The 18,451-nt window shown below is 72.4% G+C and carries 18 protein-coding genes and 3 tRNA genes; 13 read left to right on the forward strand and 8 right to left on the reverse strand.

What is annotated here, in order from left to right:
- Nucleotides 1–162: 162 nt before the first annotated feature.
- Both G3576_RS18810 and G3576_RS18815 read right to left on the reverse strand, forming a co-directional pair.
- Nucleotides 163–236: transfer RNA gene (locus tag G3576_RS18810), tRNA-Gly, on the reverse strand.
- A gap of 78 nt (nt 237–314) precedes the next feature.
- Nucleotides 315–396, reverse strand: a tRNA-Tyr gene (locus G3576_RS18815).
- A 131-nt stretch (nt 397–527) separates the two neighbouring features.
- Between G3576_RS18815 and rlmB the strand changes: the two genes are divergently transcribed.
- The 3 genes from rlmB to G3576_RS18830 all read left to right on the forward strand — a co-directional run bounded on the left by rlmB (nt 528) and on the right by G3576_RS18830 (nt 2,876).
- Nucleotides 528–1,772 (forward strand): 23S rRNA (guanosine(2251)-2'-O)-methyltransferase RlmB, encoded by a 1,245-nt coding sequence (gene rlmB / locus G3576_RS18820; RefSeq protein ID WP_235952214.1) that lies wholly within the window; start codon nt 528–530, stop codon nt 1,770–1,772.
- Nucleotides 1,769–2,536 (forward strand): 2-keto-4-pentenoate hydratase, encoded by a 768-nt coding sequence (locus tag G3576_RS18825; protein ID WP_164695990.1) that lies wholly within the window; start codon nt 1,769–1,771, stop codon nt 2,534–2,536. Before rlmB ends, G3576_RS18825 begins: the two co-directional genes overlap by 4 nt.
- 112 nt (nt 2,537–2,648) lie before the next feature.
- On the forward strand, nt 2,649–2,876 hold the full coding sequence (locus G3576_RS18830; protein ID WP_092961097.1) for a hypothetical protein: 228 nt from the start codon (nt 2,649–2,651) through the stop codon (nt 2,874–2,876).
- Here G3576_RS18830 and G3576_RS18835 read toward each other — a convergent pair.
- Entirely contained in the window at nt 2,808–4,436 is a 1,629-nt protein-coding gene (locus G3576_RS18835) for a hypothetical protein (RefSeq protein WP_164695991.1), read from the reverse strand. The two genes, G3576_RS18830 and G3576_RS18835, sit on opposite strands and share 69 nt — an antisense overlap.
- 162 nt (nt 4,437–4,598) lie before the next feature.
- Here G3576_RS18835 and G3576_RS18840 point away from each other — a divergent pair.
- Nucleotides 4,599–4,673 (forward strand) — tRNA-Thr (locus G3576_RS18840).
- Nucleotides 4,674–4,676: 3 nt separating this feature from the next.
- Here G3576_RS18840 and G3576_RS18845 read toward each other — a convergent pair.
- From G3576_RS18845 to G3576_RS18860, 4 genes are all read right to left on the reverse strand, one after another.
- Nucleotides 4,677–6,683, reverse strand: a complete 2,007-nt coding sequence (locus G3576_RS18845) for a sensor histidine kinase (protein ID WP_164695992.1) — start codon at nt 6,681–6,683, stop codon at nt 4,677–4,679.
- Nucleotides 6,684–6,848: 165 nt separating this feature from the next.
- On the reverse strand, nt 6,849–7,541 hold the full coding sequence (locus G3576_RS18850) for a hypothetical protein (protein WP_207622909.1): 693 nt from the start codon (nt 7,539–7,541) through the stop codon (nt 6,849–6,851).
- A gap of 27 nt (nt 7,542–7,568) precedes the next feature.
- Complete coding sequence (locus tag G3576_RS18855) at nt 7,569–8,384, reverse strand: hypothetical protein (RefSeq protein WP_164695993.1); 816 nt, start codon at nt 8,382–8,384, stop codon at nt 7,569–7,571.
- A 120-nt stretch (nt 8,385–8,504) separates the two neighbouring features.
- Entirely contained in the window at nt 8,505–8,978 is a 474-nt protein-coding gene (locus G3576_RS18860) for a CYTH domain-containing protein (protein WP_164695994.1), read from the reverse strand.
- Between the two features lie 64 nt (nt 8,979–9,042).
- Between G3576_RS18860 and uvrB the strand changes: the two genes are divergently transcribed.
- From uvrB to G3576_RS18875, 3 genes are all read left to right on the forward strand, one after another.
- Nucleotides 9,043–11,265, forward strand: a complete 2,223-nt coding sequence (gene uvrB, locus G3576_RS18865; protein WP_164695995.1) for an excinuclease ABC subunit UvrB — start codon at nt 9,043–9,045, stop codon at nt 11,263–11,265.
- Nucleotides 11,266–11,392: 127 nt separating this feature from the next.
- On the forward strand, nt 11,393–11,623 hold the full coding sequence (locus G3576_RS18870; protein WP_164695996.1) for a hypothetical protein: 231 nt from the start codon (nt 11,393–11,395) through the stop codon (nt 11,621–11,623).
- A 108-nt stretch (nt 11,624–11,731) separates the two neighbouring features.
- Nucleotides 11,732–12,706, forward strand: coding sequence for an ABC transporter substrate-binding protein (locus tag G3576_RS18875; protein ID WP_164695997.1), 975 nt, complete (start codon nt 11,732–11,734; stop codon nt 12,704–12,706).
- A gap of 6 nt (nt 12,707–12,712) precedes the next feature.
- Here G3576_RS18875 and G3576_RS31300 read toward each other — a convergent pair whose 3' ends face one another.
- Complete coding sequence (locus G3576_RS31300) at nt 12,713–13,126, reverse strand: hypothetical protein (RefSeq protein WP_207622910.1); 414 nt, start codon at nt 13,124–13,126, stop codon at nt 12,713–12,715.
- A gap of 96 nt (nt 13,127–13,222) precedes the next feature.
- On the opposite strand from G3576_RS31300, the gene G3576_RS18885 reads away from it, so the two are divergent.
- From G3576_RS18885 to moaD, 6 genes are all read left to right on the forward strand, one after another.
- Entirely contained in the window at nt 13,223–14,011 is a 789-nt protein-coding gene (locus G3576_RS18885) for an SDR family oxidoreductase (protein ID WP_164695998.1), read from the forward strand.
- Nucleotides 14,008–14,403, forward strand: a complete 396-nt coding sequence (folB, locus tag G3576_RS18890) for a dihydroneopterin aldolase (protein WP_164695999.1) — start codon at nt 14,008–14,010, stop codon at nt 14,401–14,403. The genes G3576_RS18885 and folB overlap by 4 nt, the downstream gene beginning before the upstream one ends.
- A 343-nt stretch (nt 14,404–14,746) precedes the next feature.
- Nucleotides 14,747–16,696: an excinuclease ABC subunit UvrC gene (gene uvrC, locus G3576_RS18895; RefSeq protein ID WP_164696000.1), complete on the forward strand. Its 1,950-nt coding sequence runs from the start codon at nt 14,747–14,749 to the stop codon at nt 16,694–16,696.
- A 57-nt stretch (nt 16,697–16,753) separates the two neighbouring features.
- Nucleotides 16,754–17,398, forward strand: a complete 645-nt coding sequence (gene pgsA, locus G3576_RS18900) for a CDP-diacylglycerol--glycerol-3-phosphate 3-phosphatidyltransferase (RefSeq protein ID WP_164696001.1) — start codon at nt 16,754–16,756, stop codon at nt 17,396–17,398.
- Between the two features lie 40 nt (nt 17,399–17,438).
- A complete protein-coding gene (locus G3576_RS18905; RefSeq protein ID WP_164696002.1) occupies nt 17,439–18,182 on the forward strand; it encodes a hypothetical protein in 744 nt (247 codons plus the stop codon).
- Nucleotides 18,183–18,198: 16 nt separating this feature from the next.
- Complete coding sequence (gene moaD / locus G3576_RS18910; protein ID WP_164696003.1) at nt 18,199–18,450, forward strand: molybdopterin converting factor subunit 1; 252 nt, start codon at nt 18,199–18,201, stop codon at nt 18,448–18,450.
- Nucleotide 18,451 lies beyond the last annotated feature (1 nt).

An 18,451-nucleotide genomic window follows, 5' to 3' on the forward strand; every position in this document is an offset into this window, starting at 1 on the left:
GTCTTCCCATGGTCCACGTGCCCGATCGTGCCGATGTTGCAGTGCGGCTTCGTCCGCTCGAATTTCGCCTTGGCCATCTGCCCTGTTCCCGCTCTCGACCGGGGTTTCCCCGGGATAAGTTGCCGTCCCGCGCGCAGACCTGTGCCCGCTCGCCCGCGCGCGTGGAGCGGGTGAGGGGAATCGAACCCCCGTAGCCAGCTTGGAAGGCTGGTGCTCTACCATTGAGCTACACCCGCGCCGCGACGCCGGTATGCGGCGCTGCGCCGCCCGGTGGTTCCGGGTTGCGCCTCATGCGCGGCGGGCCTGGGGAGATATGGAGGGGGTTGGATTCGAACCAACGTAGGCTGAGCCAGCGGATTTACAGTCCGCCCCCTTTAGCCACTCGGGCACCCCTCCGCAGTCCGTCCCGGACCTGCCAGCTTGAGCGGGCGGGGCTTTGCCCGGTCGCGGCCCCGCTGTCAACGGCAGGCTGCGCGAAGAAGCGCGCGAATGCTGGACAGGGGTGGGCTGGCGCGCGACATGGGGCCATGCCCCGCACCCCCCCTGCCCCGCCCCGCCCGCCGCGCCGACCGGCCCCCAAGGGGGGCGCCAAGCCTGGCACGGGCAGCCGCCCGCCCCGCATGGAAGGCGCGCCGACCGGGGATCGCCCCACCCGCTTCGGGCCTCGCCCGCTGGTCGGCAAGCCGCATCGCCAGAAGGGCGGCGGCGAAGCCGGTGCGGAGCGCCCGCGGCCCCCGCGGGACGAATCGTCCCGCGGCGAGGCTCCCCGGCCGGCGAGGCCCGACGCCGGCCGCCCGTCGCGGGAGGGCGCTGGCCGTCCCTTCCCGCCCCGCCCGGCGCGGGAGGAGCCCGAGGCGCCGGCCCCTGCCCCGCGCGGCCGCGACCGCCGCGGCATGGGCGATGCCAAGCCCCGCGCCCTGGAACCTGCCACGCCCGTGAAGGCGCCCCGCCCCTCCCAGGCCGCCATCGCAAGGGATGCGGCACCGGGGGGCACCATCTGGCTGCATGGGCTGCATGCCGTCGCCGCCGCGCTGGCCAATCCCCGCCGCCGCCCGCGCCGCCTGCTGCTGACGGTGGAGGCCGAGGCCGCGCTGGCCGACACACTCCCGAAGCCCTGGCGCATCACTGCCGAGCGGGTGGAGAAGAACCGCTTCCAGACCTTCCTCCCGGAGGATTCCGTCCACCAGGGCGCCGCCCTGCTGACGGAGCCCCTGCCGCCCCTGCCGCTGGAGGATTGCATCACGACGCGCCCCGGCCCGGTGCTGGTGCTGGACCAGGTGACGGATCCCCGCAATGTCGGCGCCATCCTGCGCTCCGCCGCCGCCTTCGGCGCCGCCTGCGTCGTCATGCAGGATCGCCATGCGCCGCCGGAGACGGGTGCGCTCGCCCGCGCGGCTTCCGGCGCGCTGGAACTCGTGCCCATCGCGCGGGAGGTGAACCTCTCCCGCGCCATCGTCGCGCTGCAGAAGGCGGGGTTCTGGGTGCTGGGCCTGGCTGGCGAGGGCAAGCGGACGCTGGCGGAGGGCGTCGCGAGGGACCGGCGCATGGTGCTGGTGCTGGGGGCGGAGGATGCCGGCCTGCGCCGCCTGCAGCGGGAGACCTGCGACGAGCTGGTGCGCCTGCCGATGGCGCCCGGTGTCGAAAGCCTGAACGTCGCCGCCGCCGCGGCCGTGGCACTCTACGAGATCGCGCGCGGCGCACCGGAACCGGCGGCTGCCGTCGTGGAAGGCGGGCCGTCGGATGCCGGGGATAAGGAGGAGAGCGAGGAATGACCAGCAGAGCCGCCACCGCCATCCTGGAAGCCCGCCGGGGCCGGCGCCTGCTCGTGCCGCTTGGCGATGCCGCGCCGGCGGATGCGGCGGCCGGCTATGCCGCGCAGCGGGAGGTTGCGGCCGCACTCGGCGCCGTGCCGCCCGCGGGCTTCAAGATCGGCGCGACGACGAAGCAGATGCAGGCCTATCTCGGCCTGACCGGCCCCGCCGCCGGCTTCGTGCCCGCAGCCGGGGTCCATGCCACGCCGGCGCGGCTGCGCTTCGCCGATTTCGTTGCCCCCGGCGTGGAATGCGAGGTCGGTCTGCGGCTCGGCGCCGACCTGCCCTTCGGCCCCTGCACGCGCGAACAGGCGGCGGCGGCGGTGGCGGAGGTCTTCCCCGCCATCGAGATCGTCGAGAAGCGCTATGGCGACCTCGGCACGCTCGGCACGCCGACGCTGATCGCGGACCAGGTCTTCCACGCCGGCGGCGTGCTGGGCGAGGCCCGCGCGGATTGGCGGGACATCGACCTCGGCGCCACGCGCGGGCGGATGACGGTGGGCGGGAGCCTCTATGGCGAGGGGGTGGGCGCCGACCTGCTCGGCCATCCGCTGGAGGCGCTGGCCTGGCTGGCCGGGTCCGGGGCCGCGCAGGCCTTTGGCGGGCTGAAGGCGGGGCAGGTCGTGTTCCTCGGCTCCGTCACCCCGCCGGCCTGGATCGAGGGGCCGACCAGCGTGGTGGTGGAGTTCGACACGTTGGGGACGGTCACGCTCGACTTCACGTGACCGCGCGGGCTTCCGCGCATTCATCATCGCGCAACCCGAATCGGGCATTCTGCCCCTGCCGCAGCAATCCGGGCGGCGACTCGCCAGAAAGGCATCCTCTCACGGGAAAGCCATGCGAATCGCCAACTGGAACAACCTGCCCGAGGACCTGCAGCTGGTGCTGTCGCGGGAGGCGCTGCGGCGCGCGGCGGAAACCCTCGCCGAGCATGCGGAAATGCTGGCCGAGGAGATGGAGAGCGGCACGCTCTCCGACCGCGGCGGCCCGGACGCGCTACGGCTCTTCGCCGCGGTGGTGCGCGCGACCAATGACGATGCCTTCGGGCAGGTCGGCCACGCCTGAGGTGGTGCCCGGCGCAGCCTCGAAGAGATGCGCCGCGAAGCCACGCCGCGCGTCACGCCACGGGGTGCCCGCATCCCGCCAGGCGGGGTCGGCCCGCAGCGCCGCCAGCGCGGCCTCCGCCTGGCGGGCGCCGTCGCGATCCGTGATGCCCAGCACCACCAGGCGGCGATAGGCGGTGAGGGAGGGCGGCAGCGCAACGCCGTCCCGCAGCAGCAGCATGGGCTGGTCGGACGGCGCCTCCCGCAGCGTGGCGACGACGATGCCGACGCCGTCATTGCCGCGCGGCACCAGCAGTAGCGTCTCCGGCCCCAGCGCGGGCGACAGCGTGGCGATCGCATCCCGGTAGGCCTGGCGCGTCGCGGAGTGCAGCGCCATGCCGGCGATGCCGGCACCCTGCACGGCGAGCAGCAGCGCGAGGCCCGCCAGCGCCGCGCGCGGATGGCGCAGCGCGACGGCGCCCGCCGCGCCCGCCAGCAGCAGCGCCGCGAAGGGCGCGGCGAAGGCGAGGTAGCGGAGTTCGACCGGCGTGTTCCCAGCCATGGCGCCCAGCAGCAGCAGCCCCGCGGAGGGGGCGGCGAAGCCGCCGAGCCACAGCCAGCGCGTCGGCCCCAGGCCGCGCCAGCGCCAGGCCACCACCGCCGCACCCGCCAGCAGCAGCCCCGCCAGCGCCGCACCCAGCGCCAGCCTTCCCAGCCCCTCGGCATAGAGAGGCAGACCACCAAAGATGTTCGCGGCGTTGAATTGGCCGAGCAGCTTCAGCGCCGGGAGGATGGCGAAGGCCTCGAACTGCTCCGGCCGGCTGCCACGCTGCGGCAGGAAGTAGGAGAGATTGGCGGCTTGCATCGCCAGGAACGGCACCGCGGCCGCCGCCAGCAGCCGCAGACGCGCCCAGCCGAGCCCCGGCGCGATCAGCAGCCACCCCAGCAGCGCCGCCGCCGGGAAGGCCGCGAGGTAGTTGGTGAAGGAGGCAAGGCCCGCCGCGAGCCCTGCGGCGAAGGCCGCCACCAGCCCCGAAGGGGCGCGGCCGCGCCGCCACGCCAGCACCACCGCCAGCGCAGCGAGCCCCAGCAGCAGATGCGAAACCGCGAAGCCGCGCGCCACGCCGCCGGTATAGGCGAAGCCGTAGGACAGCGCCGTCAGCAGCCCGGCCGCCAAGGGCGGGATCCCCGCCAGATGCGCCGCGCCCATGAAGGCCGCAACCGCACCAATGGCGCAGAGCACGGAGAAGGTGCGCAGCGCGCCGAGGCTCGTGAATCCGGCCTCCCGCAGCAGCCCGGCCGCCCAGAAGTAGAGCGGCGGATGCACATCCGTCTCCCGCAACTGGCGGGAGATGTCGGGGGGCGGCACCACGGCCTCGAGCACCGGCGCGACCTCCCGCGGCGTGAAGGGCCCCTCCGGCCAGGCGGGGCGCGGCTCGGGCGAGGTGACGAGGCTCGTATAGCCCTCGTCATATTCGGCCGACCGCAGCAGCGCGCCCGCGCCCACCGCCAGCAGGGCGACGAGCAGGACGATGGCCAGGCCGGCGCGCGTGCCGCCCGGGCGCAGAAAGGCCGGAACCATGTGGCGAAATCCCCGCAATACCGTCGCGCAAGACGCGGCAGCGGCGGCGCCGATGCGGCGCGGGCGGACAAGATGCCGTGACCATGCACCCGATTCGGGGGTGGCGCGTCCGTGCGGTAGCGGTTGAGTGGGCGCCGCCGCCGCGCTAGTTCTGCGGCGGCGGCCGGGTTAGCACAGCGGTAGTGCAGCGGTTTTGTAAACCGAAGGTCGGGGGTTCGATCCCCTCACCCGGCACCAGCCTCATCCCAGCATCGCGATGGGCATCGCATCGATGGCGGCGGCGGGCCCCGGGCGGGGGAAGCGCAGGTGCCAGCGCAGGCCCTCGGGTCGCATCTCCCGCGTCGCCTGGCCGCGCAGGTCATGCGCCACGCAACGCTCGATCAGGCGGCCACCGAAGCCGCGGCGGGTGGGCTCCGCGACGGGGGCCGCCGCCGTTTCCGTCCAGTCCAGCAGCACCTGCCCGTCCTCCGACAGGCGCCAGGCGATCGTCACGCCGCCACCGGCGCCGGGACGCAGCGCGCCGTGCTTGGCGGCGTTGGTCGCCATCTCATGCAGCACCAGCGCCATGGCCAGGGTCTGCTTGGCCGGCAGCGGCAGGGCGGGCCCCTCCCAGCGCACGATCTCCCCGAAGGGCGCGAGGGTGGAGGACACGAGGGCCGAAAGCTCCACCGTGCCGTCGGCGGATTCGAACAGCGCATCCTGCGCCCGCGCCAGGTGGGTCAGCCGGCCGGAGAAGTTCTGCTTGAACTCCGCCAGCGTCTCGCTCTGCGCCAGGGTCTGCGCGGCCACGGCCTGCACCACCGCCAGCGCGTTCTTCACGCGGTGGCGGAGCTCCGCCGTCAGCAGCGCCTGCTGGCGTTCGGCATGGCGGCGCGCGCCGATGTCGAGGAAGGCGGCAACCGCCATCCTCTCCCCGCCCGCCGCCGCGACGGCGGCCGCGCTGACGGAGAGGAAGGTCTCCGTGCCATCGGCGCGTCGCAGTGGCAGTTCCAATCCCTCGGTCGCCACACCCTCCGTGATGGCGCGCCGCAGTGGCTCGGCCAGCGGGTCGGTCATGGCGCAGGCGCCCTGCGGCGGCAGCAGGGCCCCGGCGCGGGCATTGCGGTAGGTTTCGCGGCCCGAGGGGATCTCCGCCAGGACCACGGCGACCGGCATCTGGTCCAGCACGGCGCGGAGCCGTGTCTCCTCCTGCCGGAGCCGTTCCTCGCGCAGTTGCACCGCCTCCGCCATGGCGTTGAAGCCGGCGGCGAGGCGCCCGACCTCCCAGCCCTGCGTCGCCTCCGTCCGCGCGCCACGGTCGCCCGCCGTCCAGCGCCGCATCGTGTCGAGCAGCCGGTCCACCGGGTCCCGCAGCGCCAGGCGGCCGAAGACCCAGGCGGCGGCCAGGGCGGAGGCGAGCCCCGCCAGGATCATCAGCACGGCGCGCCGGGTGGCGAGGTCGATCTCCGCGAAGGCGGCCGCCGTGCCATAGCCCGCGCTGATATAGAGGCCCTGCAGCGGCGGCTGTTCGGCGGGCATATAGGCCAGGATGCGATGCGTCCCGTCCTGGCTGGTCACCTGCATCACGCCGGGTGCCGGGGCACCGACCAGGTGCCGGAAGGCCGGCGGGATCGGCGTGGCAATGAAGCGTTCGGGTTGGGGATGGCGCGCCACGATCACGCCATCCCGGTCCGCGACGGTGACAGACCCGTCCGGCGGCAGGGCGCCATCGGCGACCAGATTGGCGGAAAGCCAGGCACTGTCGAAGGCGGCGATCGCCACGAGCACCGGCCTCCCACCTTCCAGGATGGGGAGCGCGATCGGAAGGAAGGGCGCGCGGCCCTGCATCTGGCTGAGGCGACCGACCTCGAACTTCCCGCTCTCGATCGCGGCCCGGAAGAAGTCGCGGTCCGCGATGCTGTGCGGCGGGCCCTCGCCGTTCGAACTGCAGAGGATGTTTCCCTGCGCGTCGGCGATGCCGATGGAGAGGTACCGTTCCATCCGGCCCCGCAGGGCCGCCAGGCCATCGGAGCAGCCGGGGAAGGAGCCACTGCGGAGATGCGCCTCCCCCACTGCGGCCAGCAGGCTGCGCGCGCCCTCCAGCAGGCGGTTCACCTCGGAGGCTGATTGCAGGGCGAAGCGGCGGGCTTCCTGCTCGACGGCGGCGATTCGCGCTTCGCGCAACGCCACCTCATGCCAGGCCTGGATGGCCAAGGCAGGCAGGACGGCAGCGGCACAAAGCGCGATGATGCGCGTCGAAAGGCGCATGCGGCGCCGGCACTCCCCCTGGGCGCGAATCCGGCACGCCCTGATGCCCTGACCTTCCCACAGGGAACCGGTTCTGTTGCGTCACAAATGCGTGGCCCCGGGCCTTGCAGGACCCGGGGCCAGTTCAACCCACGGCGGCGACCCGCGTCACGGGCCGCCAATGGATCAGGCGACGTCGCCGCGGCGTGTGCGCGCCGGGTCGTTCGCGCCCGGGACGGTATCCGCCATCCGCACCCCGGTCGGGTGCACCACGCCGGCGGTCGTGCCGGTGGTCGCGGCGCCCAGCATCGGATCGGCGGGCACGCCGCCGGTCCAGCCACCCTCGCGCCACTCGGCCTCGCGGCGCTCCATGTCGACGGGGTTGTGGCTCTCGAGGATCCGCTCGGCCTCCGCCGCGCGCACGTCATCCGTGCGGACCACGACGAGGTGGCCGCCGCGCCGGACGCCCTCGCTGTAGGTGGTGGCGCTTTCCTCGGACAGGCCGGAGGTCGTCAGCGCCCCGAGCAGTCCGCCTGCCGCCGCGCCGACGCCGGCGCCGGTCAGCGCCGCGATCAGCCAGCCCGCCGCCACCACGGGGCCGATGCCGGGGATCGCGATGGCGCCGAGGCCGGCGAGCAGGCCAGCGCCGCCACCGACGACGGTGCCGAGCGTGGCGCCGGTGCCGGCGCCGCTGGTCGAATCGGCGCCGGTGACACTGTCGGCGCGGCCGCCGGCGATGCTGTCATTCGCGACGGCGGCGTCCTGGTTGCCCATGTAGGTGACGTCGTCATGGGGGAAGCCCGCGGCTTCCAGGTCCTGCACCGCGGCATGCGCGGTGGAGGAGGTGTCGAACATGCGGGCGACGGTACGTGATGCCATGGTCAGGTTTCCTTGTTCTGGTTGCGCTTACGGGGTGGCGACGACGCTGCCCTGGTAGTCCAGGGCGACGCCGGTCTGCTGGCCGTTGCGCATGGCGCGACCGCGCCAGATGCCCTGCTCGTCCAGGCGCAGTTCCTGGACATCGTTGAAGCCGGCATCGCCGATCCGGCTCCGCGCCTGGCCTTCCGTGAAGGAATTGGCGCCGGCGACCGGCGCGGCATTGGTGCGCGGTTCCGTGTGCTGGGTGGTCGCGGCGGGCGGGGCCGTGCTGGCGCCGCCGCCCTGGGTGGCGGAGCCGGTGCCGGGCGTCGTGGTGCCGGTGGCCGTGCCGGTCGTGCCCGGGGAGGCGGGGTCGGCCGGCCGGGCCGGCGTGCTGCCCGGCGGGTCGTTCTGCGCGCGGACGGCAGGCGCTGCCCCCGGCGTCATGCCCGGCGCCGTGCCACCCGGCACGCCGGTGCCCTGCGCCGTCGTGCCGGGGCGCGGGGTGGAGGGATCGGCCGGGGAGGTGCTGCCGGGCAGCGCACCGCCGGACTGGGACTGCACTGCGCGGTCGACCTCGGTGTTGGTCGCGCCCATGCCGGGGGCCTGGTTGGCGCGGCTGCCGGGCACCATCGGGCTCGGGTTCACCTGCTGGGCCGTGGTGCCCTGGCCGGCGCTGCCGGTGTTGCCCGGGTTCATGCCGGGCGCTTCGCCGGCGCGGCTCCCCTGCGGCATGGAGGACGGGTTGCCGCGCTGCGGCGTATCCGGCGTGGCCGGGGTGACGGACTGGGCGAGGGCCCCGGCGGTGGCGAATCCCAGCGACGCGATGATCGCGCCCGCGATGACGGTCTGCCTGTTGCGCATGGTCTTGTTCCTCCTCTGGCGCGCAATGCGCCCTGCGGGGGAACAACGGCAGCGCACCGCGATTGTTCGTCGCGGAAGCGGCACGAGGCCGCACAGCGCCGCGAGCGGAAGGATTTTCCGTCAGTCGGGCACGCCGTCCCGGATGAGCGCGGCATTGGCGTATCGCCCGTCATCGGTGACTTCGCGGCCCAGCCAGGACGGCAGCGCGGGATCGGTCTCCGCCGAATCGAGTTCGACCTCCGCCAGCACCAGCCCGGCCAGGTTCGCCGGTGCCTCGAAGACATCGACGGTCCAGAGGTGGCCGGCATGGGGGACGGACCAGCGCGCCTTGGCGAGCGGCGGGGTAGTGCAGAGCGCCAGCATGGCCTCCGCCTCCTCCGGCGGGATCGGGTATTCGAATTCGGCGCGCACCAGGCCACCCGGACCCTTGATGGTCAGGAAGGCCTCGGCGCCGGCCCGGCGGATGCGGATGGTGGCGCCGGCGGCGCCGGGATTGGCCAGGTAGCCCTGGCGGATCGGGACCGGCGGGCCTTCCGCCGCCTGGCTCCAGCCATCACCCGCCACCAGGAACTTCCGCTCGATCTCGATGCCCATGAACCGTCCCGGCCTGACGAAGAGGCTACCGGACCGGCAGCCAAGCGCCCACATTAGGGGGGCCATGAACGTCATGTCCCCCGTCCAGTTCTTCCCCCAGAAGCGCCCGGTGCCCGAATCGGGCATCCCGCTGAAGGTCGTCTCCCCCTATGAGCCCGCGGGCGACCAGCCCACGGCCATCGCGACGCTGGTCGATGGCCTGCGGAAGGGGGAGCGCGACCAGGTCCTGCTCGGCGTCACGGGGTCCGGCAAGACCTTCACCATGGCCAAGGTGATCGAGCATCTGCAGCGGCCGACGCTGATCCTGGCGCCCAACAAGACGCTGGCGGCGCAGCTCTACGGGGAGATGAAGAGCTTCTTCCCCGACAATGCGGTGGAATACTTCGTCAGCTACTACGACTACTACCAGCCCGAAGCCTATGTCCCGCGCACCGACACCTATATCGAGAAGGATGCGCAGATCAACGAGCAGATCGACCGCATGCGGCATTCCGCCACGCAGTCGCTGCTCGAACGCTCCGACGTCGTGATCGTCGCCTCCGTCTCCTGCATCTACGGCATCGGGTCGGTCGAGACCTATTCGCGCATGGTGGTGAAGCTGGAGCGCGGCGGGCGGATCGAGCGCGACCAGCTCATCAAGGGGCTGGTGGAGCAGCAGTACCGCCGCAACGACAGCGCCTTCCAGCGCGGCACCTTCCGCATCCGCGGCGAGACGGTGGACATCTGGCCCTCGCACCTCGAGGACCGCGCCTGGCGCGTGAACCTCTTCGGCGACGAGATCGACGGGCTGAAGGAATTCGACCCGCTGACCGGCGAGATCAGCGCGGAGATGGACCGCGTCTCCATCTACGCCAACAGCCACTACGTCACGCCGCGGCCGACGATGCAGCAGGCCATCCTCAGCATCAAGGCGGAGCTGAAGGAGCGGCTGGCGGAGCTGACGGCGCAGGGACGGCTGCTGGAAGCCCAGCGCCTGGACCAGCGCACCACCTTCGACATCGAGATGCTGGAGACGACCGGCAGCTGCAAGGGGATCGAGAACTACAGCCGCTACCTCACGGGCCGCGCGCCGGGCGACCCGCCGCCTACGCTGTTCGAATACCTGCCGGAGAATGCGCTGCTGATCGTGGACGAAAGCCACGTCACCGTGCCGCAGATCGGCGGCATGTATCGCGGCGACTTCGCGCGCAAGTCGATCCTGGACGAGTTCGGCTTCCGCCTGCCGAGCTGCAAGGACAACCGCCCGCTGAAGTTCGAGGAGTGGGAGGCCTATCGCCCCGACACGGTCTTCGTCAGCGCCACCCCCGGCCCCTGGGAGATGGAGCGCACCGGCGGCGCCTTCGCCGAGCAGGTGATCCGCCCGACCGGCCTCGTCGATCCCGTCACGGAGATCCGGCCCGTGGAGGGCCAGGTCGACGATTTGCTGGCGGAGTGCAAGGAGGTGGCGAAGAAGGGTGGCCGCGTCCTCGTCACCACGCTGACCAAGCGGATGGCGGAGGATCTGACCGACTACATGACGGAGACCGGCATCCGCTGCCGCTACCTGCACAGCGACGTCGATACGCTGGAGCGGATCGAGATCATCCGCGATCTCCGCCGCGGCGTCTTCGACGTGCTGATCGGCATCAACCTGCTGCGGGAGGGCCTCGACATTCCGGAATGCGCGCTGGTCGCGATCCTGGACGCCGACAAGGAAGGCTTCCTGCGGTCCACCACCAGCCTGATCCAGACCATCGGCCGCGCCGCGCGCAACGCGGAAGGGCGCGTCGTGCTCTATGCCGATGTCATGACCGACAGCCTCACCAAGGCACTCGGCGAGACGGCGCGGCGGCGCGCGCGGCAGCAGGAATGGAACGAGGCGCACGGGATCACGCCGCAGACCATCCGCCGCGACATCTCCGACGTGCTGCAGTCGGTGTACGAGCAGGACTACGTCACCGTGGAGGCGGTGGAGGGCGACAGCACCGCGGAATTCGTCGGCAAGGACCTCGGCGCCGCGATCCAGGAGTTGGAGAAGCGCATGCGCGCCGCGGCCGCCGATTTGGAATTCGAGGAAGCCGCCCGCATCCGCGACGAGATCAAGCGGCTGGAGGCGCTGGAGCTCGGCCTGCAGCCGAACCTGGCCGGGCGGTCCCTGCAGGACAGCGCGCCGACCGGCGCCAACGGATCGGCCAGCACGGGCAAGGGCCGCAGCAAGCAGGATTGGAAGCCGAAGCCGCTCGGCCCCGGTGGTGGCGGCTACGATCCGGAGAAGGGCCGGGGCGGAAAGGGCCGGAAGCGGCGCTGAAGGCGCACCGTTCCGGTCGCCAAGGCGTGATCGTCCATGGCGCTGAAAAGGCAGGCGTTGCCGTATCCCCGCCGCAACCCGGCGCTGTATTGCGCGTCACCCCGATCACCACATGGGAGAATACGCAATGCAGTCCCTCACCTTCCGCTCCGCCTCCCGCATCGCGCTGGCGCTGCTCCTGATCCTGCCGATGGCCGCGTGCTCCGGCATGAACCGCACGCAGCAGCGCGCCCTGTCGGGCGGTGCGATCGGCGCGGCGGGCGGTGCGGCGGTCGGCGCCCTGACGGGTGGCTCGGCCGTGACCGGCGCGCTGATCGGCGGCGCGGGCGGCGCCGCGCTGGGCGCCATCACGCGCTGAAGCGTCGCCGCCGCGCATCACGGCGATGCGTGGCGGCGTTCGGCTTGCGCCATCCCCTGGGACGGCTACGCTTCCTGGAGACAGGAGGCCCTCGGGGGAACAACAGCGATGAAGCGCCGCCTGGTCCTGGCGGCCACGGCCGGGACCATCGGGGGGCTGACCCTTGGCGCGCCCGGCGTGCTTCGGGCCCAGGCCTTTCCCCGCATCATCATCGGCATGTCCGGCTGGCCGGGCTTCGCGCCGCTGACGCTGGCCGAGCAGGCCGGGCTCTTCCTGGCCCAGGGGCTGGAGGTGGAAACGCGCTTCGTCCCGCAGCGCGACCGCGCCGCCGCGCTGGCCGCGGGCACGCTGACCGGCGTGGTCACCACCCTTGATGTCCTGCTGGGCTGGGCGGCCAGCACGCCGCTTCAGCAGGTCCTGGTCCTGGACCGGTCGCGCGGGAGCGACGGCGTCGCGGCCAGGCCCGGCATTGACCGCTGGGCCGATCTTCGAGGCAAGCGCGTGGCGGTGGACCGCCCTGGCACCACGCCCTTCTTCGTGCTCGCCTCCCTGCTGCGGGAGCATGGCGTCCCGCTCGACTCACTCCGGCTCGAAACCCGCAACCCCCGCCTGGCCGCTCAGGCGCTGCTGGAGGGCGAGGTGGAAGCCGCGGTGACGACCGAGCCCCACCTGACCCAACTGCGGGACCACAGCCCTGGCAAGGCGCGCATCCTGGCCACGACCCAGGACCATCCCGTGGTGGTGGATACCCTCGCCTTCCCGCCCGCCTTCGTGGAGCGCAACGGGGAGGCCGTGCAGCGCGTGGTGCGCGCCTGGTTCGCGGCAGTGGCGATGATCCGGCGGGAGCCCGACCGCGCGCATGAGATCATGGGCCAGCGCACCCGCCAGAGTGCCGCGGAATTCGCCCGCAGCGCGCGGCACTTCGACTGGCTCGACCTGCCGCGCAACCGCGCCTTCGTGGCGGAGGCGCTGCGCCCCCTTGCCGCCCGCTCCGTCACCATCCTGCGGGATGCGGGGGTGCTGCAGGCGGATATCGACCTCGACGCCCTGCTGACCGACCGCTTCATCCGCGGGATGGGCTGAGCCGCCCTACCGCCCGCCGAGGCCGCATTCCGACAGCAGGGCGGAGGGGTTGCCGCGGGCGGTATTGGCGATGCGGGCCACGCGGGCCGAATCCTCCCCGGGCAGGCTGCGGATCAGGCAGCTGCCAAGCGCCGTCATGTCCAGCGTCAGCCCGCATTGCCGCGCCGCGCCGGCGACGCGGGTGCAGAAGGCACGTTTCTGCTCCGGCGTCTGCTGCCCGAAGACGCCCTGCAGGGCGGACAAGGTCGCGGGGCTGTGGCCGCTGGAGCCGCCCTGGCCCTGGCCCCCGCCCAGCGCGCCGCCCAGGGCACCGCCCAGCCCGCCGCCCTGGCTGCCGCCGAGATTCGGCAGGCTCAGCCCCTGCGCCAGCGCCGGCCCCGCCGCCAGCAGGCCGATCGTCACCATCAATACCTTGCGCATCACGCCTTCCCCCCAAGCTCGTGCGGACTTCGGCCCCTTGCGACGCCGGGGTCAAGATTGGCCATCCCCCGCGCCGCGGGCTATCAGCGAGGCTCCATGCTCCTCTCCGACTTCATCCCGCGGTCCATCCCGCGCACCGCCTTCGTGACCGGGGGGGCGAAGCGGCTGGGCCAGGCAACGGCGATCGCGCTGGCCGAGGCGGGGTTCGACATCGCCATCCACTACGCGACCTCCGCGGCGGAGGCGGCGGAGACGGTGGCGCGGATCCAGGCGCTGGGCCGCCGCGCCACCGCGCTGCAGGCCGACCTGGCGGTGGAGTCCGAGGTGACGGGGCTGATCCCGGCGGCGGAAGCGGCACTCGGCCCGATCGGCGTGCTGGTGAACAACGCCTCCACCTTCGAGCGCGACGAATGGGACGATGCGACGCGGGAGAGCTGGGACCGTCACCTGGAGCCCAACCTGCGCGCGCCCTTCGTGCTGGCGCAGGCGGTCGCGAAGCGGCTGCCGAAGGGGGCGGAGGGTGTAGTGGTGAACCTGCTGGACCAGCGGGTCTGGTCCCTGACGCCGCATTTCGTCTCCTACACCGTCTCCAAGGCCGCGCTCTGGACCCTGACGCAGACGCTGGCGCTGGCGCTGGCGCCGCGCATCCGGGTGAATGGCGTGGGCCCCGGCCCCGCCATGCCCTCGCCCCGGCAGAGCCAGGCGCAGTTCGACCGGCAATGCGCCTCCGTGCCACTGCGGCATGGGACGAGTGCCGAGGAGGTGGCGCGCGCGGTGCTCGCCATCCTGGCCCTGCCCGCCATGACCGGGCAGATGATCGCGCTCGATGGCGGTCAGCACCTGCAATGGGCGCCGACAGCGGGCGCCGCGGAGATCGCCGAATGATCTATGCCCCCCAGGCCGAATCCGGACGCCGCGTGGTCTTCGTCCGGGGGCTGGAGCTGATGGCGCGGCTCGGCATCCATGCGCATGAGAAGGCCGGGCCGCAGCGCATCGTGCTGGGGGTGGAGTTGGTGGTGCAGGACGATGCCGCGCCGGCGGCGGTCGGCCCGGATGATTTCCGCCGGGTGGTGGACTACGCCCGCCTGGTCGAGACGGCGCGGGAGGTGGTGGCGGCGGGCCATGTCCTGCTGGTGGAGACCCTGGCGGAGCGGGTCGCCCTGGCGGCGCTGGCCGATGCCCGGGTGGAGCGCGCCCGGGTGACGGTAGAGAAGCCCGACGCCTTCCCCGACGTCGCCTCAGTCGGCGTCGTGGTGGAGCGGGTGCGGGGCGCCTGATCGAATCTTTGTCGCCTGCGCAAGGGTTTGTCGCGTGACTTTTCCACTGCGCTCACGACCGCGCGAGTTCCGATTTCCGTGTCAATGCAGAAGATGGGCTTGACGGCGTCCACTGCAGCGCTGCAATCCTTAAAATATGGTAAATCAATAACTTAACAAAAACGCCCAGAAACTAGGCAATGCTATGTGACTGGCGGATGACGGCCATTTCCGCCCCTCTCGGCGCCACTCTTCCACAGAGTTCTCCACAGGATCGGTGGACAAGCTGGCGCGGCCTTCAGGGGTGCTTCACCCATCGTCGCAAGCCCTGCCCATCCCCATCTGAACGCCCTAGCCGAACGCCATGAACGAGCCCGAAGACCCTCCCGCACCGGACATCGAGGAGACCACCGCCACCCCCGTCATGCAGGGCGTGGAGGTGATCGAGGCGACGCTGCGCACCCTGCCGCTGGCGCCGGGCGTCTACCGAATGCTCGATGCCAAGGGCGATGCCCTCTATGTCGGCAAAGCGCGCAGCCTGAAGAAGCGCGTGGTGGCCTATACCCAAGTGGCCCGCCTGCCCGAACGCCTGCGCCGCATGGTGTTCGAGACGCGGCGCATGGAGGTCATCACCACCGCGAGCGAGGCCGAGGCCCTGCTGCTCGAGGCCAACCTCATCAAGAAGTTGCGGCCGCGCTTCAACATCGTGCTGCGGGACGACAAATCCTACCCCTGGCTGGTCATGACGGAGGACCACCCCTACCCCCAGATCGCCAAGCATCGCGGGGAGAGGCGGAAGGGCGCGAGCTACTGGGGTCCCTTCGCCAGCGTCTGGGCGGTGAACCAGACGCTGACCGCGCTGCAGCGCGTGTTCCTGCTGCGCTCCTGCCGCGACACGGTCTTCGACAGCCGGTCCCGCCCCTGCCTGCTGCACCAGATCAAGCGCTGCTCCGCCCCCTGCGTGGAGCGGGTGAGCCGGGAGGATTACGGCGCCCTGGTGCGGGAGGCGAAGGAGTTCCTCTCCGGCGGCATCCCCTCCATCCAGAAGCGCCTGGCCAGGGAGATGGAGGAGGCGGCGGAACGGCTGGAGTTCGAGCGCGCGGCCAGCATCCGCGACCGCATCCGGGGCCTGACCCATGTGCAGGGCAAGGACCGCATCAACCTCGATGGCGTGAACGACGCCGATGTGGTGGCGCTGCACCAGATGGCGGGGCAGTCCTGCGTCCAGGTCTTCTTCTTCCGGGGCGGCCGCAACAACGGCAACCGGCCCTTCTTCCTGTCCCACGCCAAGTCGGAACAGCCACCGGAGGAGCTGCTGGGCGCCTTCCTCGGCCAGCTCTATGACGACCTGCCCCCGCCGCCCCTCGTGCTGGTCAGCCACGATCCCGCGGATGAGGCGCTGCTGACGGAGGCCCTCAGCCTCAAGGCCGGCCGCAAGGTGGAGATCCACCGCCCGCAGCGCGGCGAGAAGAAATCGGCCGTGGACCACGCCGCCACCAATGCGCGGGAGGCGATCGAGCGCCGCATGGCGGAAGGTGCGGCCCAGGCCGACCTGCTCTCCGGCGTCGCGCGGGTCTTCGACCTGCCGGACACGCCGGAGCGGATCGAGATCTACGACAACAGCCACACCATGGGCACCAACGCCTATGGCGTCATGGTCGCGGCCGGACCCTCGGGTTTCCTGAAATCGGCCTACCGGAAATACGGCATCAAGGGTCCGGCGGCGGGCACTCCGGGCGTGACCCCCACCGGGGGCGACGACTTCGCCATGATGCGGGAGGTCTTCGAGCGCCGCTTCGGTCGTGCGCTGAAGGAGGATCCGGGGCGGGAAGGCGAGGGCTGGCCCGACCTGGTGCTGATCGATGGCGGCGCCGGGCAGCTTTCCGCGGCGCGCGACATCCTCAACGAGATGGGGCTGCACGACATCCCGCTGGTCGGCATCGCCAAGGGGCCGGACCGCGATGCCGGGCGGGAATGGTTCCACCAGACCGGCAAGGCGCCCTTCCAGCTGCCGCCGCGCGATGCCGTCCTCTATTACCTGCAACGCCTGCGGGACGAGGCCCACCGCTTCGCCATCACCACCCACCGTGCCGGCCGGTCCAAGGCCATGGTGCGGTCGGAACTGGATGACGTGCCGGGGGTGGGTGCGGCCATCAAGCGGAAGCTGCTCAACCATTTCGGCTCGGCCCGCGGGGTGCGCATGGCGGGGCTCGAGGATCTGGAGAACTGCCCGGGAATCGGCCCCGCCGTGGCGCGCCGCATCCATGGGCATTTCCACCCGGGCGCCGGGACGGGTAGGATGGGGAACGCATGACCCCTCGCCCCGTCTCTCCCCCCCTGCACTGCACCCCTCCAGGGGCTGGATGATCGCGTGCCGACAGACCTGCCCAACCTGCTGACGCTGTCGCGCATCGCGGCGATCCCGCTGCTGGTGATCTTCGCCGCCATCCGCGAACCCTGGGCGGACCTGGCGGCCTGCGTGATCTTCTCCGCGGCCGCCATCACCGATTATTTCGACGGCAAGCTGGCACGGTCCCGCAAGCAGATCAGCGATTTCGGCCGCATGCTGGACCCGATCGCGGACAAGCTGCTGGTCGGCGCCGCGCTGATGCTGCTGGCCGGCATGGGGCGGCTGACCGATTTCGGCCTCTTCCCCGCCATCGTCATCATGCTGCGGGAGATCCTGGTCAGCGGGCTGCGCGAATACCTGGCGGGCCTGTCGCTCGGCCTGCCGGTGACCAAGCTCGCGAAATGGAAGACCGGCTTCCAGATGGGCGCGCTCGGCACCCTGCTGGCCGGCGATTCGGCGGCGCCGCTGGTCTGGCTGGGCTGGCTGCCGGTCTCCCTCATCGGCGAACTCATGCTCTGGACCGCCGCCGTTCTGACCTTGTTGACGGGTTGGGACTACCTTCAGGCCGGGCTGCGTCATGTCACGGGGGGCGCCGCACCGCGGGAGGCGCCCCGCGATATCCATGCCGAAGCTGGCGCCCAGCCCGCGCAGACGCCGTTGCACTGATGGTCCTCGCCCCCAGGTGGCTTGCCCCTTGAGGCTTGGCATGGTGCAGCGCATCTTCGCCCCGAACACCGCGATCACGGGAGCCGTCATGGCCGCCGCCCCTTCGACCACCCTCCCCGCCGCACCCCGCCGGCGGCTGCCCTCCCCCATGCTGGGGCTGGCGCTGCTGGCCACGGCCTGCTCGGGCGACCTCTCCTCGGTCGGCTCCAGCCTCTCGGCCGGCTTCGACAGCCTCTGGTCCCCCTTCATGGGGCCGACCAACGTCGTCGCCTCCGACAGCCTGACGGTGCAGCGCGTGCGCGGCGGCAACCCGGCCGTGGAGCCGCTGGTGCCGGAGGCCGGCAATGTCTGGCCGGCCGAGGAAGCGCCGCGCCCGACGCTGCTCGGCGGCCCTGATGAGGCGATGCGCAACATCCCGGCCTATCGCCCCGCCCTGATCGACGGGGCGGCGCCGGCAACCTCCCCGGTGCCGACGCCGGGCGACCAGCCGCGGCCGACTCGGCGCGGCTCCTCCACCCCGCCCGGCAGCCTCGGCGCCCCCGGCGATTTCGCCCGCAGCCCGGCGACGCCGGCCGCGCCTGGCGCGCTCTCCTCGCCCCCGCCCCGCGTCGAGGGCCGGGCGCTGACCACGCCCTCCGGCCAGGCGGTCACCGGCACGGCCGGCACCCCGCGCGTCCAGGGCTATACCGGCCCGCAGGGCGGTGGCGCCGTGGTGCGGGACGGCAATGTGGAGACCTGGATCGGCCCGGATGGCCGCACCAGCACCCGCATCGTGCCGAATTGAGGGACAGGGTGGCGGATTGAAGATCCTCTACTTCGCCTGGGTGCGGCAGCGGATCGGGCTGGCGGAGGAGGAGGTCTCCCCGCCCGCCGAGGTGCGCGACGTGGCCGGGCTGGTCGCCTGGCTGGCGACGCGCGGCCCCGGCCACGCGACGGCCTTCGCCGATCCGCGCCAGGTGCGCGCGGCGGTGAACCAGGACTTCGCGCCGCCCGACGCGCCGGTGGCGCCGGGCGACGAGGTCGCCTTCTTCCCGCCCGTGACCGGCGGCTGAG

Origin of the sequence: Falsiroseomonas algicola, from assembly GCF_011040385.1 — a bacterium.
Lineage (GTDB): Bacteria > Pseudomonadota > Alphaproteobacteria > Acetobacterales > Acetobacteraceae > Falsiroseomonas > Falsiroseomonas algicola.